This is a genomic window from Pleurocapsa sp. CCALA 161 (assembly GCF_003003995.1).
Classification (GTDB): Bacteria; Cyanobacteriota; Cyanobacteriia; order Cyanobacteriales; family Xenococcaceae; genus Waterburya.
Genome location: NZ_PVWF01000004.1, coordinates 54,851 through 71,496 on the forward strand (window position 1 = coordinate 54,851; position 16,646 = coordinate 71,496).

The 16,646-nt window shown below is 40.7% G+C and carries 17 protein-coding genes; 11 read left to right on the plus strand and 6 right to left on the minus strand.

Features of this window, described 5'->3' with window-relative positions:
* The first annotated feature begins 4 nt into the window (after positions 1-4).
* The 5 genes from C7B62_RS26765 to C7B62_RS02010 all read left to right on the plus strand — a co-directional run bounded on the left by C7B62_RS26765 (position 5) and on the right by C7B62_RS02010 (position 4,298).
* Positions 5-220, plus strand: coding sequence for a CHAD domain-containing protein (locus tag C7B62_RS26765; protein WP_255413973.1), 216 nt, complete (start codon positions 5-7; stop codon positions 218-220).
* Entirely contained in the window at positions 192-992 is an 801-nt protein-coding gene (locus C7B62_RS01995) for a CHAD domain-containing protein (RefSeq protein WP_255413974.1), read from the plus strand. Before C7B62_RS26765 ends, C7B62_RS01995 begins: the two co-directional genes overlap by 29 nt.
* A 63-nt stretch (positions 993-1,055) precedes the next feature.
* Complete coding sequence (locus tag C7B62_RS02000; RefSeq protein WP_106232933.1) at positions 1,056-1,712, plus strand: glyoxalase-like domain protein; 657 nt, start codon at positions 1,056-1,058, stop codon at positions 1,710-1,712.
* Between the two features lie 45 nt (positions 1,713-1,757).
* On the plus strand, positions 1,758-3,461 hold the full coding sequence (locus C7B62_RS02005; RefSeq protein WP_106232934.1) for a SulP family inorganic anion transporter: 1,704 nt from the start codon (positions 1,758-1,760) through the stop codon (positions 3,459-3,461).
* Between the two features lie 138 nt (positions 3,462-3,599).
* Positions 3,600-4,298 carry an MBL fold metallo-hydrolase gene (locus C7B62_RS02010; RefSeq protein ID WP_106232935.1) on the plus strand — a complete coding sequence of 233 codons (699 nt, stop codon included), beginning with the start codon at positions 3,600-3,602 and terminating at the stop codon, positions 4,296-4,298.
* A 364-nt stretch (positions 4,299-4,662) separates the two neighbouring features.
* Here the strand turns inward: C7B62_RS02010 and uraH are convergent, their stop codons facing one another.
* Both uraH and C7B62_RS02020 read right to left on the minus strand, forming a co-directional pair.
* Complete coding sequence (uraH, locus tag C7B62_RS02015; protein ID WP_106232936.1) at positions 4,663-5,022, minus strand: hydroxyisourate hydrolase; 360 nt, start codon at positions 5,020-5,022, stop codon at positions 4,663-4,665.
* 96 nt (positions 5,023-5,118) lie between these two features.
* Positions 5,119-7,203, minus strand: a complete 2,085-nt coding sequence (locus tag C7B62_RS02020; protein ID WP_106232937.1) for an ATP-binding protein — start codon at positions 7,201-7,203, stop codon at positions 5,119-5,121.
* Between the two features lie 124 nt (positions 7,204-7,327).
* On the opposite strand from C7B62_RS02020, the gene C7B62_RS02025 reads away from it, so the two are divergent.
* Both C7B62_RS02025 and C7B62_RS02030 read left to right on the plus strand, forming a co-directional pair.
* Positions 7,328-8,014, plus strand: coding sequence for a RibD family protein (locus C7B62_RS02025; protein WP_106232938.1), 687 nt, complete (start codon positions 7,328-7,330; stop codon positions 8,012-8,014).
* A 170-nt stretch (positions 8,015-8,184) separates the two neighbouring features.
* On the plus strand, positions 8,185-8,661 hold the full coding sequence (locus C7B62_RS02030; protein WP_106232939.1) for a Tic20 family protein: 477 nt from the start codon (positions 8,185-8,187) through the stop codon (positions 8,659-8,661).
* 89 nt (positions 8,662-8,750) lie between these two features.
* Here the strand turns inward: C7B62_RS02030 and C7B62_RS02035 are convergent, their stop codons facing one another.
* The 3 genes from C7B62_RS02035 to C7B62_RS02045 all read right to left on the minus strand — a co-directional run bounded on the left by C7B62_RS02035 (position 8,751) and on the right by C7B62_RS02045 (position 10,263).
* Entirely contained in the window at positions 8,751-9,029 is a 279-nt protein-coding gene (locus C7B62_RS02035) for a DUF2470 domain-containing protein (RefSeq protein WP_106232940.1), read from the minus strand.
* Between the two features lie 63 nt (positions 9,030-9,092).
* A complete protein-coding gene (locus C7B62_RS02040) occupies positions 9,093-9,518 on the minus strand; it encodes a hypothetical protein (protein WP_370303729.1) in 426 nt (141 codons plus the stop codon).
* 145 nt (positions 9,519-9,663) lie between these two features.
* Entirely contained in the window at positions 9,664-10,263 is a 600-nt protein-coding gene (locus C7B62_RS02045; protein ID WP_106232941.1) for a GNAT family N-acetyltransferase, read from the minus strand.
* Between the two features lie 207 nt (positions 10,264-10,470).
* On the opposite strand from C7B62_RS02045, the gene C7B62_RS02050 reads away from it, so the two are divergent.
* Entirely contained in the window at positions 10,471-12,762 is a 2,292-nt protein-coding gene (locus C7B62_RS02050) for an adenylate/guanylate cyclase domain-containing protein (protein ID WP_106232942.1), read from the plus strand.
* Between the two features lie 24 nt (positions 12,763-12,786).
* On the opposite strand, the gene C7B62_RS02055 is transcribed toward C7B62_RS02050, so the two are convergent.
* On the minus strand, positions 12,787-14,379 hold the full coding sequence (locus C7B62_RS02055) for an iron ABC transporter permease (protein WP_106232974.1): 1,593 nt from the start codon (positions 14,377-14,379) through the stop codon (positions 12,787-12,789).
* 330 nt (positions 14,380-14,709) lie between these two features.
* Between C7B62_RS02055 and C7B62_RS02060 the strand changes: the two genes are divergently transcribed.
* From C7B62_RS02060 to C7B62_RS26010, 3 genes are all read left to right on the plus strand, one after another.
* A complete protein-coding gene (locus tag C7B62_RS02060; RefSeq protein ID WP_233219773.1) occupies positions 14,710-15,000 on the plus strand; it encodes a hypothetical protein in 291 nt (96 codons plus the stop codon).
* Between the two features lie 96 nt (positions 15,001-15,096).
* Positions 15,097-16,290, plus strand: a complete 1,194-nt coding sequence (locus C7B62_RS02065; RefSeq protein ID WP_106232944.1) for a GNAT family N-acetyltransferase — start codon at positions 15,097-15,099, stop codon at positions 16,288-16,290.
* Between the two features lie 180 nt (positions 16,291-16,470).
* The gene (locus C7B62_RS26010; protein ID WP_199194028.1) at positions 16,471-16,608 is read left to right on the plus strand and encodes a hypothetical protein; all 138 of its coding nucleotides are present in this window, start codon (positions 16,471-16,473) and stop codon (positions 16,606-16,608) included.
* The last annotated feature ends 38 nt before the right edge of the window (positions 16,609-16,646 follow it).

The following is a 16,646-nucleotide window of genomic DNA, read 5'->3' on the forward strand; positions in this document are numbered from 1 at the left end:
TTTAATGATGAGCGATAGCAATAGTGTAATTACTTTAAAAGAATTAGCCCACGAGGCGATCGCTAAACACAGTCGCCGAATATTTAAGCATGAAGCTGGAGTAATAAAAGATCGAGATCCCGAAGACCTACATCAAATGCGAGTAGGCATGAGACGTATACAAAGTGCGATCGCACTTTTTGGATTTGGCGATGGATTTACCAAAGAGCGTGACGATTAAAAACACGGTTAAAATTGGGCATTCTTTAGGTAAACTCAGAGATTTGGATGTTTTGCTATCTGTCTTAACAGATAACTATCGACCGCTACTATCAACTAAAGAGCAGAAAAATTTAGATAAAGCACTCCAACATCTGAGTAAAAAACGTAAACATAAACTAGCACAGGTACGTAAAACTCTCAACAGCAAACTATATTTGAATTTTAAGCAGGAACTAAATGATTGGCTTGAGCAACCAAAATATACGGTATCTGGAGATTATTCTCTTAATTTTGTGCTGCCAGATCTGCTTTTACCTTCAGTGTCCCAATTTTTACTGCATCCAGGCTGGTTAGTGGGAGTAGAACTTCAACAGGGAGAATTAAAATTTCTGGAAATTTCTAATCTGGATGCAACAGATCGACTTTTAAAATCAGAAGACGTTTATTTGCACGATCTACGTAAATCAGCCAAGAGAACTCGCTATAGTTTAGAGTTATTTGCTCAATGCTACGGAGAGACTTATCATCTTTACCTAAAACAAGTAGAAGCAGTTCAAGAAATTTTGGGAGAGATTCAAGATCTTCATGTTTTGATCGAGGTACTAGAAAAAGTATTGCGATTAGGCTCCGCCTACGCTCCGAGATCGCCAATCACCAAAAAATTGCCCGAACTAGCTGATTTACTCTCAAAAACTAGATTTCAAAAATGGCTAGAATGGCAAGTCTTAGAGAAACAATTTCTTACAGATAAAACTCGCTCAGAGTTCAGGCAGATAATACAGCAAGCTTAATATCAAGGAATTAAATTAAAATAAATCCAAATAAACGCATAAACTATACGCAGCATCATTTTAATGACTATTGAGCTAGACCATTTGTTTATCTGTTCCCAAGTAAAGGCACTAGAGTTAGAACACTTATTAGACTTGGGACTTATTAAAGGTCGTTCCAATACTCATCCTGGACAAGGTACGGCTAATCAGTGTATCTTCTGGCAGAATTTCATGTTGGAATTATTGTTTATTGTCGATGAAACGGAAGTATCTAGCCCAATTATTGCCCCAACCCATCTTCAGGAAAGATGCAATTATCAACAAACTGGCTACTCTCCTTTTGGTGTTGCTTTTCGTCGTCAGGCACCAGATTTGGTGTTACCATTTAAAACTTGGACATACAAGCCACCTTATCTACCAAAACCGCTTCAGATTGATATTGCTGCGGATACAAATCCATCTGAGCCGCTTCTATTCGTAGTACCTTTTAACCAGAAGCACCATACTCAACCAATTAATCATCCTGCGGGAATGAGACAGGTAACTGGAATACAAATAATTATTCCTGCTACCACAGCCTTATCTATGGCTGCTCAGGCAATTGATCGCCAGGGCTTATTAAAATTTTTCCCAGGGAAAGAGCATAAAGATCATTTAGTCACCATTGAATTTGATCGCAACCTTCAACAACGACAGCAAGATTTTCGTCCTTATCTACCCCTACAATTTCGCTGGTAGGATATAAACTACCCCACCTCAGAGGAGAATAAATGATCTCGTCACATGACCAAAGCTAAAACCCGAAACTTATTCTCAATTCAAATGCCTGGTTTGAGAAAACTGTTGTCTTATCGCCGTAAATGGTTACGAGGCGATGTGTTGGCGGGTTTGACAGTGGCTGCATATTTAATTCCGCAATGTATGGCTTATGGCGAGTTAGCAGGAGTTGAGCCAGTAGCGGGTTTGTGGGCAATTTTACCACCGATGATTATCTATGCCATCTTTGGTTCTTCGACTCAGCTATCGGTTGGGCCAGAATCCAGTACGGCAGTAATGACGGCTGTAGCGATCGCGCCTTTAGCAGCAAAGGGAAGTGATACTTATGTTAGTCTGGCTGCGTTGCTGGCAATCATTGTCGGGTTGCTGTGTACGGTAGGTTATCTCGCTAGATTAGGTTTTTTAGCCGACCTACTTTCCAAGCCTGTGCTGATTGGCTACATGGCAGGAATTGCTCTAATTATGATCGGTGGACAAATAGGTAAGATTGCCAAAATTGAGATTGAAGCAGATACTTTTTTTGGTCAGATTAGCGAATTTGTGAGTAAGTTACAGCTAGTTCATACGCCAACTTTAATCTTGGGCATTGCTGTCTTGGTTTTCCTGTTTACTTTACAGCGTCGTTTTCCAACTGCACCCATACCTTTGATAGCTGTTTTATGCTCTACCGCAGCCGTGGCAATCTTTAATCTCGATCATCGCGGAGTGGCGGTGGTAGGAGTAATTCCCGCTGGCTTACCCCAGTTTGCCCTTCCCCAAATATCGGTGCGTGATTTTAGTTCTTTAATTGCTGCTGCGGTTGGCATTGCTATTGTCGGCTATTCTGATAATGTTTTGACAGCTAGGGCATTCGCCAGTCGCAACAACTATAAAATTGATGCCAATCAAGAACTATTGGCTTTGGGTTTAGCCAATTTTGGTAATGGACTGATACAGGGATTTCCGATTAGTGGTAGTGGTAGTCGTACCGTGATTGGGGATTCAGTAGGAAGCAAAAGCCAGTTGTTTTCCTTAGTAGCAATGGTAGCAGTAATTATTGTGTTGCTGTTTTTACGTCCTGTGTTGGGCTTATTTCCGAAAGCTGCTTTAGGGGCAATTGTGATTTATGCTGCCACCAAATTAATTGAAATTGCCGAATTTGTTAGGCTATATCGATTTCGGCGTAGTGAATTTTTCCTGGCTGTTGTCACTACCCTTGCCGTATTAGCAACCGATATCTTAGTCGGCGTAGGTATAGCGGTTGGTCTGTCGGTAATTGAGCTATTTTCTAGGGTTGCCCGTTCCCATGATGCGGTACTCGGAACTGTTCCTAATTTAGCAGGACTTCATGATATTAATGACTGGGAAGGAGCGAAAACCATTCCAGGACTGGTAATATATCGCTATGATGCGCCTTTATGTTTTGCTAATGCGGAGAATTTTAAACAGCGATCGCTTTTAGCCATTGAAACCGAAACAACACCCGTGGAATGGTTAGTTCTCAATATGGAAGCCAATGTAGAAATCGATATCACCGCAATTGATATGCTGTCAGAATTGCGTGCTGAATTAGCTACTAAAAACATCACCTTTGCTATGGCGCGAGTCAAACAAGATCTATATTTAAGTCTCGAACGCGCAGGATTTTTGAACAACACTCAAGTCGAATATATTTATCCTACTCTACCTACAGCGATCAAAGGCTACGCGGAGCGTAATCGCCGCTTTTGAACAAAGGAAAGTGTAGTTAAACTGTATCTACTTGGAAAACTGGAAATTACGGTAAATGTTCAGATTCTGCTTGCAACTGCTGGACAAGGCGATCTCATACTAAATTACATAATATGTAATAGATTAATGGAGACGACAATGTTATTTCGTCAGCTATATGACAGCGAATCTAGCACCTATACTTACTTATTAGCAGATTTAGCTATTAAACAAGCTATATTAATCGATCCTGTTTTAGACCAGCTAGAACGAGATTCGAGGCTGCTTCAAGAATTAGGCTTAAATCTGCGCTACTGTCTAGAAACTCATATCCATGCTGACCATATCACGGCGACAGGTAAGCTACGAGAACTAACTGGCTGTTTAGGTATTCTCCCCATCAAGGCTCAAGCTGATTGCGCCAACCACTATATTCAGGATCGGGAAGACTTGAAATTAGGTTCGATTACGATTAAAGCGATCTCTACTCCAGGTCATACCGATAGCCATATGGCTTATTTAGTTAATGGAGAAAGAGTCTTAACAGGAGATGCCTTATTTATTCGTGGATGTGGTCGCACCGACTTTCAAAATGGTGACGCAGGTACGCTATATAATTCAGTCACAAGCAAGTTATTTACTCTACCCGACAGCACCTTAGTTTATCCTGCCCATGATTATCGCGGACAGACAGTTTCAACTATTGGTGAAGAAAAAAGCTGGAATCCTCGCTTTGTGGGTAGAGATCGAGCTAATTTTATCCAGTTTATGAATAATCTCAATCTTCCCAATCCTCAAAAGATGATGGAAGCAGTACCAGCTAACAAACAATGTGGTCAAAAGGTAGAATATGGGTAAAAAATTTTGCTTTCAGACAAATTTTTCGTCTCAAGAATCTGGTGCTAAACCTCCATCGATTAATGTTCTTAATCCGAACTCAGGTTAACCAACTTATAGAACCCATTTGAGATCTAGAGAAGGAGCAAGTAAAATCATCACTAGCAGGCAATAGCGATAAAGAGAAGGTAATTTGGCAATTTTCATCTTAATTTGCTCTTTTTTGTGACTTAAGCTTTAGTTTGCAGGAAAATTGCGATCGCATTTGTAATTAAAGTTACTGATCTTGTTTGACTACTAATTATTTGTGAGGTTACTTGTGAGGGTTTCTAGACGAAGTTGAGCAATGTGACTAATTATTTTTATTTCTCTTTTAATTGCTTAATTAGCTTCCTCGATAAGTACTGTAAGACCAAGGCGAAACTAACAAGGGAACGTGATAATGAACCTGAAGATCGCTGATGCCAAAGCGGAGGGGAATTTCATCTAAAAAAGCAGGATCGGGATAATTTCCGTAGCGAGCAAAATAATTACCTACCAAAAAAATTAGTTCATATATCCCTATTTCCAATTCCTCTCCTGTCAAGAGTGGTTCATTGGTGCGTCCATCATGATTGGTTTTTGTGGTTTTTAAGAGAGTTTTAGAATCTATTTTAAGATCTAGTTGCCAAAGTGCGATCGCAATTCCTGTTCCAGGACAACCGTTAGCCGTATCTAATACATGAGTAGTTAGTTTACCTGACATAAATATTGATTGTTTGATTGTTTGATTAAATAATTATTCTCATCCTAATTTAATGTAGCGAACCTCATTTAAGTTTGTGCCAAAATGGCGCTGTCGTTATGACTGCTTGTCGTCGTCATTGTTGATGATAATTTGCTTAAGAGGAATCGAAATCGAGACAGTAGTACCTTTGCCGATGCCAGGACTTTCTAAAGAGATAGTACCCTGCATTAAATCCATCAGATTACGCGAAATAGCCAACCCTAAACCTGTTCCCCCAAACTTTCTGGTAGTTGAACCATCGATCATGACAAAGGGATTAAAGAGTTTATGCTGTTGGCTGGGGTCGATCCCAATACCTGTATCTTCGATTTTAATGACAACGTATTGGTTCAGTTGTGGCCATGTTTTGGGATGACTATCGATTAGAGAACTAGGGGGATGATCTTCTTCAGTAGTTATTGCTGGTTGGGAAAAAGAAATATTATTGATTGAAGCTTGAATATCTTTTTGGTATGTGCCTTTTGAAGCTAAGGAATATTGATAATTATCAAATTCTCGATCGTTTGTTAAGAGTTGTGTGGCGATCGCGATCGTGATCCTACCGCGATCGGTAAACTTAACGGCGTTACTAACAATGTTGATTAATACCTGCTTTAGTTTGGCTTGATCTGCCATAACGTAAATCTTTTTTTCCCAAACAGGCATCTCTAAATGCAAATTTTTCTGTTGGATAGAAACTAAATGAAGATTGACCGCTTCACTAAGTATTTTGTCTAAATTGACGGGTTCAATCTTTACTGACAGTTTTCCCGCCTCAATCTTGGAAATATCTAGTACATCATTGATGATGCCCAAAAGGTGAATGGCTGCATCATCTGCCTGCTGTAAAAATTCTCGTTCCTCCTCTTTGCTGTCACAATAACCGTCTTGAACCACGCGAATACAGTTGATGATGCCGTTAAGAGGAGTCCTCAGTTCATGAGAAGTAGTGGCTAAAAATTCGCTTTTCAACTGGTTGGCAGTCTGAGCCTGTTTCCAAGCCATCACGATTTCATCTCCCCAAGCTCGGAGTCGACTCACCATATCGTTGAGAGAGAGAGAAAGCTGATTAAATTCGCGAATTTGAAAATTTTCTGGCAGGCGATCGATCTTAGAATGTAAATGTTCATCTTTGAGTGAATAATCTCTAATTTGCTCCAAAGGACGAGCCAGTTCACGGGAGAGATAGAGAGTAGCTAACGAACAAGCAGCGATCAAACCTAGAGTCATACCCACAAGAGCTTGTTGAATGTCCTTGAGAGGTTCTAAGGCAGCATCTAAAGGAGTGACCGCTAAAATGATCCATTTTTCTCCTTTATTGCTGGTTACGGGAGAAGGAATAGAACTATATCCAGCGACTAATTCAACTCCATCCGTCTCTAGATAAAACAGGTGCAAAAAATCAGGCTTATTGGCGATCGCATTTTGCATTATTTTGGTTAATCTTTGAGCATCGGGCATTTGTTTAATATTGCGTCCCACTCGCTGCTCAAAAGGATGGGCGAGAATTGTGCCATCTTGATCGATGACTACAGGATATCCTTCTAGAGAACCTGGCTCAATAATGTCTTGAGCGAGAACTGCCGATTTGATGCTTAAGGCATAACGAAGATTGCCTCGGCGATCATAGATAGGAGCAGTCAACCATAATTTGAGTTGACGACCTGAGGGATTTTCACTTACTTCCTCAGAATTTCTGACTAAAGGTGTAGTTGATGCAACTAATTGGACATCCACTTGAGATGCAGTGGTAAAAACTCGCTGTTTTTTCATCCAGGTACTATTTTCTAGCTCAACTGGCTCTTTACAGGTAGAAGCAGTAATAGAACTGGTTTTAAGATTGGTAATCTGAGCGCAGAGTATACCTGCTGGCAAGACTTCTTCTAGTTGAGAGATTAGTAATTCACCATTTAAAATGTCTGAGCGGGCGATTGCTGCATCACCAGCACTGGCTAGATTATTTTGCAAAGCTTCAATCGACTGTTGGATAATCTCTCCCTTTCTCACGGCACTTTCGGTTAAATTTTGTCTAGCAGTCTCCAAAAAAGCCGAACGAGCTTTTCTGTAGGTGACATATACCCCAACTAACAAGACTGGAACGCTGACTAAAAGAATGCGCGAGAGTAAGATTCGTCGAAAAGAAGATTGACCATGTGCCATAAGGAAAAAGGAAAGACGTAGCCCCACGCTTAAACTAGATCTCTACTGTTGTATTTTAATCATATCCACTCAAATACCATTTGCCAGATCCATTGAGAGAAAATTAAGCAAATATACAGTATTAATGAACAATCGATTACACACCACTGTTATTCTAGCAATGACTGTTGATGGTAAAATTGCCGACTATCAAAATTCTGCTGCTCGGTTTGGTTCTGCCAACGATCGCACTCACCTCGAACAACAGATATCTTTAGCAGATGGAGTCTTGTTTGGTGCGGGGACATTGAGAGCTTATGGTACAACTATGTCGGTTTCCCATCGGCAACTATTGCAAGCAAGAAAAGCGCGATCGCAATCACCCCAGCCGATCCAAATTGTCGTCTCCGCCTCAGCAGATTTAGATCCTCAGTGGCGCTTTTTTCAACAACCGATCCCACGATGGTTAATTACTATCCCTGGTAATAAGGACAAATGGCATAGCCGAAAAGAGTTTGAGCGAATCTTAATTGCTCCAGAAAATAATTCTCTCATCAATTGGACGACAATCTTTCAACAGCTAGCAGAATTAGGTTTAAATAAATTAGCTATCTTGGGTGGAGGGGAACTAATAGCATCTTTATTAGCCGAAAATTTAATTGATGAATTGTGGTTGACTCTGTGTCCTGTAATTTTTGGCGGCAATGCTCCTACTCCTGTAGGGGGAACAGGATTTATTCAGTCTCAAGGCAAAAAACTCCAGCTATTAGAAGTAAAGCAAATAGAGCAAGAATTATTTTTACACTACCTAGCAGTGAACAATGAACAATGAAGGATTCTCTGCGGTCAGCTTACAGCTTTTGTTAAAAGCCACACCTCCATCTAGTTTAAGCAACTGGACTGGACTCAAAAAAATCTAAATTGCGATCGGTTATTAGTTAATTGATGATCGGCAATCTAAGATAATAATGTTTACCTCATATTCACTGATGCAAATTGAACATGAATACTCCTGAAACCGATGTTAAAGACCGTAGTTTCGGCGCGTTAATCTATTTATTTCCTTTAATCTATTCCCTGCCCTTCGGACTGATCTTACTAGCTCAATTTCCCTGGTTGGCTCAATTTTTCTCTCCTGTCATTGCTTTATATAGCCTTACTAACAGCCTACCTTTTGCTAGTTTAATCATCTTCTTTGGTTTGTGGCTGGGAGTAGTGAGAAATGACAAAGTGAGCTATTTTTTGCGTTTTAATGGCATGCAGGCAATCCTGCTCAATATTATCCAGATTCTTTTTAGTCTGATTATGGCAGTTCTTCTTCCCGCTTTTGGCGCACAAAGCTTAATTAGTGAGACTCTCAACAATACAATTTTTATGGGTAGTGTTGCTGCCTGTTTTTTCTGTATGGTTTTTTCTGTGCAGGGTAAATATGCTGAATTACCAGGTATTTCAGAAGCTGCCTCTTCCCAAATTCGTTAATTAATTATTAATAATTAATTAACGAATTTTGCTCAAAAGCGATCGCCTATCCTCAACTGCGATCGCTTTTCAACCACTATTTTGATTAGCTAAACAGTGCGCGCCTGTTTAATCATTGCCACTAAAGTGTGATGTGCATCTTCAGCATCTTTGAGGGGGTGATCGAATTCTACCCTGACAGGAATAGCTTCGCCAGCAATTTGAGCTAAGATATTCATTCCTAAGGAATCGATTGATTTCATGACCGCGCTGTCGGTTTGGGGAGCATTACCATAGACTTGGGCGTAAAGAGCGATCGCTCCAGCATGGTCTTGGTTCATATGTTGACAAATGCGATCGCTAATGGCGGGTGTAATAGCTTCAGACATAATTACTTGAGATCAATAAGATAGATTTAAAATCAGCTTGTCTTATCACCATAAACCTAATTGCTAAAGCAATTCAATATTTCTTACCTTACGAATTGTTTGGGGCAACACCCCGACTAGTAAAGCAAATGCTTCATCAGGCAGATCTGCTACTGTTGCTACATCAAACCAATGTTCAAACTGATTTAAAATCACCTGCGCTCTTTCGGTGGGGACGGGGTTGTCAATGATTTGCTTGGTTAATTTAACCCACTGTCGTCGCATCTTATATGCCTGTTTTCTTGCCTGGGAATTGCTGGGAGTAACTAAAGACAAATTTCCCACTGCCAAAAGCTTAGATACATCTAAATCAAATTGTCCACCCACAATTGCTCCTGGTCCAGCAAATTCGGCATGATAGGTTTTATAGATAATCAGACCATTTTTGCGACGGGGATTTACAATCAACAATTCTCCCTGCTGCAATTGCCAGCGAACTTGGTCGCAAATATCTTGATTACCAGACGGTATTTCTGGTTTGTCTAAGCTCACAGCGTTCTCCAATTTGACTTGGGATTGATGATCTAGATTTTGCTCGTTCACTCTGAAAATATGATTGTGCAGGGTAAAATTTTGCCAATGATCATTAACTAACCTAGGAGGTGGGAATGATTTTTTTTAGCAGTAAGCGAGGGCAATAATCAAACCATAAATTTCCCCAATTCGGTTCAATTTGAGAGATTTGATAGCCATTTTGACAGTATAGTTGTTTAGCTGATTCATTGCGATCTAAAACATGAAGCTGAGTTTCTTGATAACCCCAGTCTAAAGCAGCCTGTTCACAAGCTGTTAAAAGCTGACTAGCAATACCTAAGCGACGGTAATTTTGAGCTACGGCTAAATTAGAAATATAGGGATATTGGGGACTAGTCGACCACAAAGCAGAACGAAGTGCGACTTCAATCGTCCCCACAATTAGCGGCTGGGAATTAGATTGGGCATCTTGATTGTGATTGGCAGAAGTCATTTTCGCGACCAAGCAGCGGTAATGAGGCGAGGTAGAACGCACACGATAACGTAAATCTTCATTAATGGTAAATCGCAAAAAAGGATAGACCCAATGGGCAAATTCAGGAAAGTTATAAAAACTTTGCGCCAAAATGGCGCTGATTTCCTTGGTGTCTTCAATTAGGGCAGGATTAATCGTTAACTTTAAATCGTGTTCAACATCACTATCGAGAGATTTTAAAACCATTAAATGTAAGAATTGGACTCAATTTTTTTAATTATTGTAGCTGTAGATTGAAGCCAGTGATTGTTCTTAAGTTTGTTTGGGAATAATAAAACTATGTAGGGCCAGAACAATTGTCATCCATCATTGTTTTATTTTAAGCCGTTAGCTTTTAATAACTGGTTTTGATCGCTATTTTGTTCTCCCAACCCAAAATTGATAATTGAATTAATGCTCCAACAATCTGAATACAGCCAGTTAATGAGTGATTTATCTTGGGAAAAGATAGGTCAATCCATCGTGGATGTCATTGGTCAATCACTTAATCTAGATATTGTCATTTTACATCTGCAAAAATTTAATCATGGTGTAGAACAGCATTTCTTCTACCAAAAATCTACTCCAGAAGTTGCTCAAATAGAGCGAAATTTACTCAAATTAACAGTTGCCTCTCAGACTGAATTTGCCTCGAATGAGATCTTAGTAATTAATCAATCTGAGGTAGATCAATCCACTCTGCCAATAGATAGGTACAACGCCTGTATTCAAGCCAAGATTGCGGCTATTATCTCCATTCCATTATGTTTCCAGGCAAATTTATCTGCATCCTTGACCATCCATTTCCTCAATAGCGATCGCCTCCAGCAACCACAGCTAGAAATCGTCAAAATTTTGGCAACTCAAGCAAATTTAATGCTTTCTCAGATGTTAGCGCGAGACAAGCTGCAAGAATTAGCCCAAAGAGCAACTACCATCAATCGCATCACTGCTACCATTCGTGCTAGTTTGGACCCTCCTGTAATGTTCGCGGCGATCGCCAAAGAATTAGGTTCGGCTTTAAATGTTGATGGTTGCACTCTTTCTTTATGGACACAAAGCGATCGCTTTGTCCGTTGCGTTGGTTTATATAATCCTCACGAAGCAAAAGCCTCGCTCAATTCTCCTGGTTGCCAACAGGCGACTAGCTCTAGCGTACCAATTGCTGAAAATCCGATTTTACAAGCTCTTCTCTACAAGAAAAAAACGATTAATCTAGCTGATTTAGAACAGCAAAAAGCTCTGGCTCGTTATGAGCTTCCCTGGCACGCTAAAGCTAGAGCATTGATGATCGTTCCGCTACTGGTAGATGAGGAGATTATTGGCAGTATTACCCTGCGACAGTCGGATAGTTCTCGTCTGTGGACTACTGCGGAAATTGAGTTAGCCGAAGCGGTTGCTGCTCAAGCTGCGATCGCCATCAACCAAGTTTTAGCTCATCAACAGGTTCAAGAATTAGCTCAAAAAGAAACCACCATTAATCGTATTAATAATACAATTCGTTCTAGTTTAGAACCCCCCGTGATGTTTGCGGCGATCGCTAAAGAGTTAGGATCGGCTTTAAAAGTAGATGGCTGCACCCTCTCTCTCTGGACGCAAAGCGATCGCTTTGTCCGCTGTGTTGGTCTTTATAATCCTCAAGAACCACAAACAATTATTCTCGATTCTGCTGATTGGCAACAGGCGACTACCTCTACAGTACCTATCGCCAAAAATCCGATTTTGCAAGCTCTATTATTTACGAAAAAGACTGTTATGTCTACGGATTTAGAAAAACAGCAAAACGTGGCTCGTTATGAGCTTCCTTGGCACGCCAAAGCCAGAGCATTGATGATCGTTCCGTTACTTTTAGATCAGGAAATTATCGGTAGTATCACCCTCAGACAGTCTGATGCTGCTCGTAACTGGAGTACTTCAGAAACAGAACTAGCCGAAGCGGTGGCTGACCAAGCAGCGATCGCCGTCCAGCAAGCCAAGCTATATCAACAGCTTCAGCTTGAAGAAGAAAAAGTTAGAAAGCTTAATTATTATCTAACTGAATCAGTCCTCAAGCGCTTTTTGCCCGCAGCGATCGTCAATAAGGCTGCTACAGGGAAGCTTTCCCTCGATTTAACTCCCGAACCTCGGCGCATTACTGTTTTGTTCTGTGATTTGGTCGGTTTTACCAATTTATCGAGTCGTCTAGAAGTTGTGTTGCTAGCAGAAATTCTCAATGAATATCTCGAAGCGATGAGCAAAGCTGTGTTCGACCACAACGGTACGGTAGATAAATTTGTTGGTGATGGAGTTATGGCAATGTTTGGCGCTCCAGAAGATCTATCTTGTCCTGAGCAAGCCAGAAAGGCAATCTCTACGGCTAAGACAATGTATTTTTATCTGCATATGTTAAACCAACGTTGGCAAGCCAAAGTAAATAGCAACGGTTCAATCCCCAGGTTACAAATGCGCTGTGGGATACATCAAGGTAAAGCGGTAGTGGGGATGTTTGGTGGTGGACAACGAAAAGACTATACAGCGGTCGGTAAGGTGGTTAATATTGCGTCTCGTCTGCAAAGTGTAGCTTTACCCGATAGTATAATGATTTCTGAAACTACGGTTAATGCCCTCAACCAAAATATTCATTATATTCATTGGGGAGCAGTACAGAATTTGCAGCTCAAAGGAATTGACGATGAGTTTAAAGCATATGCAATTTGGTTCAATTAGCATCCAGAAGTCTAGAGTGAGGAGTTAACGAGAGTGAGTAATACGCCAGCTTAAAAGAATCACGGGGATGATCCCGACGAGGACGATAGCTAAGGCTGGCGCAGCAGCTTCGGCAAGCCTTTCATCAGAAGCGTATTGATAGACTCTAATCCCTAAAGTATCAAAATTGAAAGGACGAATCACCAAAGTGGCGGGAAGCTCTTTCATCACATCGACAAAAACCAAAATAGTGGAAGTTAGTAATCCTCCTGACATCAAAGGAGTATGAATATTCCAGAGGGTGCTGGTTGAGCCGTACCCCAGACTACGGGAAGCATCATCTAAGCTGGGAGAAATTTTATTGAGGCTAGATTCCACCGAGCCAAAACCAACTGCTAAAAAGCGGACTAAATAAGCAAAAATCAGGGCGAAAATTGTACCTGAAAGCAATAACCCCGTAGAAAAATTAAAAGTGGAACGCATCCAGCGATCGATAATATTATCTAACCCCGCCATCGGAATTAATACGCCCACCGCAATTACTGACCCTGGGATCGCATAACCCATTGCCGCAATTCTAACCGCTGTTTTCATCAGCCAGTTGGGTTCTAATCTTTCTCCATAAGCCATGATCACTGAGATCAGCAAGGCCGCGATCGCCGTAATAATGGCTAAAATAAAGCTATGCTGGGCTAAATTTCCAAAATCGCCATCAAAGGCACTATCGAGATTGTTTAAGGTTAACTGTAATAGATAACCCCCAGGAATGATAAAACCTAAAAGCACTGGTAATAAACAAAAGACCAGCGCCAAGAGACTATGCCAAGGGTTGAGCTGAAAGGGAGTAAGTCTTTCAATGGAGCTAGAGCGATCGTAATATTGAGCTGCATTACGCGATCGCCTTTCTAAAACAATTAGAATCAAAACAAAGACCATCAAAAAAGCTGCCAACTGAGCTGCTGCCGATCTTTCCCCCATGCCTAACCAGGTGCGATAAATTCCTGTCGTAAAGGTGTTAACCCCAAAATACTCAACTGTTCCCAAGTCATTGAGGGTTTCCATCAACGCCAAGGCTAAACCAGCCATAATTGCTGGTCTAGCCAGGGGAAGAGCTACAGTAAAAAAACTTCGCCAGGGACTACAGCCAAGAGAGCGACTAGCTTCGATGGTACAAACCGACTGTTCTAAAAAGGCCACTCGCGCCAAGAGATAAACGTAGGGATATAGCACCAACAACAACATTATTGCTGCTCCTCCCAAAGAACGAATTTCAGGAAACCAATAATCGTCTACTCCACTCCAGCCGAATAGGTTACGTAGAACTGTCTGTACAGGGCCAAAGTAGCCCAGCATCGCTGTATAAGAATAAGCCAAGAGATAAGCAGGGGCAGCCAAAGGCAGCAGCAAGAGCCAATTTAACCATTTACTTCCCCAAAAACGACACATCGTTACTAACCAGGCAGTACCAACGCCGATTAGACAGACTCCTGTTCCTACCAACAGCATGAGGCAGCAGGAGTTGACAATATAATTGGCTAAAACTGTACTAGCTAGATGTTGCCAGACAGCACCAGATTTAGTGAAAACACTACTAAACACAAATAAAATCGGTATAGCGATGATTAAAGCGATCGCCATCACTAATAAAGTCCAGCTACTGAGAGCAAAACCCTGAGCTATTTTACGTGGAGAAAGGGGAATCACAGTCAGTTTCTATCGTTAATATACTATTACTATTCAATGATCAAATTTTACCAATCATGTCAACTTCAGGTTAAATTCGTGCTTGAAACCATCAACAAATAGTTGCAATATTTGACAAGAAATATAGAAGTGTAACGTAACTATGGTTTAACTTATACAAACCTATTCAAGATAATCGTAATTCGCTTTAATGCAGATATGAGTCTTTTGGCAGCAGTATAAATAGCCAGAACAAGATTCTTGTGCCTAAAACAATCTAAAATCGTGAGTTATAGAGCGATGAATGAGCCGTCAAAACGAGATGTCTTACTGATAGAGCTAGAAAGAGAACGTTCGGTACGTCGTACTGCCCGCTTATTATATGCCAAGCGATCGAGCATTAGAGATGAGTTGGAGCGTTTGATTAGTCATCTTTCACTGTTAGTCTCTATACCTCGTAAAACGGCAGAAGATCCTCAACCAGAATCAGATATTTTAATTGAAGCAGCAAGACGGATCGACGATCCTGTATTTACGGAGTTGGTCATTCAGTTGATTCAAGAACGCCATGTTTAGCAATGAGTAGTGAACTCGCTTTTTTCTGCAATTTTTGGCAATATTTATTAGGCTAATTAACAAACCTGCCGTTATTTCAGTCTTAAATGCCCCACTATGGTTGAGCAGCTCAAATCTCATCAATACTCTCTGTCTTGGATTACTCAAATAGCCGAAATTCCCCAGACAGATTGGGATGAATTAGCCAAACCCCTATCTACTCCGTTTTTAGAGTGGGAGTGGCTTAATAATCTTGAAGTTTCAGGTAGTGTGACGGCTCGTACTGGCTGGCAGCCTTGTCATCTGGTCGTATGGCGCAATCGTCAGTTGATTGCTGCTGCACCCTTATATATTAAAGGGCATAGTTACGGAGAGTTTGTTTTTGACCATCAATGGGCAGATTTATCTCATCGTTTAGGGATTGAGTATTATCCTAAGTTATTAGGGATGACTCCTTTTACCCCCGCAGTAGGATATCGCTTCTTGGTTGCTCCTGGAGAAGATGAGGAGGCGATTACTGAGCTAATGGTAGCAGCGATTGATAAATTTTGCGCTCGCAATCAGCTTTCTGGCTGTAATTTTTTATTTGTTGATCTTGACTGGCGCAAGATGATGGAGAGCAATGGCTTTACAAGCTGGCTACATCACGGCTATATTTGGTCGAATCAAAATTTTAACTGTTTTGATGATTACCTCAAGATGTTTAATAGTAACCAGCGCAAAAATATTAAACGAGAAAGAAAAGCTGTCATTCAAGCAGGTTTATATACTAAAACTTATGTTGGCGGAGAAATTCCTCAGCATTTATATGCTGAGATTTATCGATTTTACAGTAGTACCTGCAACAAGTTTTACTGGGGTAGCAAATACTTAACTCGGCAGTTTTTTGAGCAGCTTTATCCTAACTACAGCGATCGCGTTTTGTTAGTGGTGGCTTATACCGAACAAGATGACCTTCATCCCGTGGGAATGTCTTTTTGCCTACAAAAAGGCGATCGACTATACGGTAGATACTGGGGCTGTTATGAAGAATATAATGCCCTTCATTTTGAAGCCTGTTACTATAAACCCATCGAATGGGCGATCGCTAACGGAATCAAAACCTATGATCCTGGTGCGGGAGGAAGACATAAAAAAAGAAGAGGCTTTCCCGCTACTGCTAATCATAGTCTACATCGCTTTTACCACCCTCGCATGGCAAAGGTCTTGCGTAACTACATCGATGATGTCAATCGTCTAGAACAAGAAGAAATCAACGCCATCAACAATAATCTTCCCTTTAACAAGCAAGAAATTACTTTCCACTTGTAATGAGCAACATCACGAGTAGCATTTTGATTTGCAGATCTAAGGGAAATTTTAAGAATTACCCCAAACCTAAAATTGTTTTGATAACATTTATGTATTGCCAACACCGACTACAAAAATAATTATAGTTTTGCTAGTCTCGATTAAATCTTGTTTTGGCAGAAATAAAGGAGCAAAATAGCTATGTCTGACTTAAATCGAGGAATCATGAAATTTGATGGTGCAGACAAACCAATTCTGGTTGCTGTATCCGCCCTGTTAATTTTTGGAGGCATAACTGCTTTGATTTTTTGGGCATTAAAATCAGCTTATGTAGTCTAGCTGTACTCCATTATCAGAGGCAGCGTAAGCGCGAACAG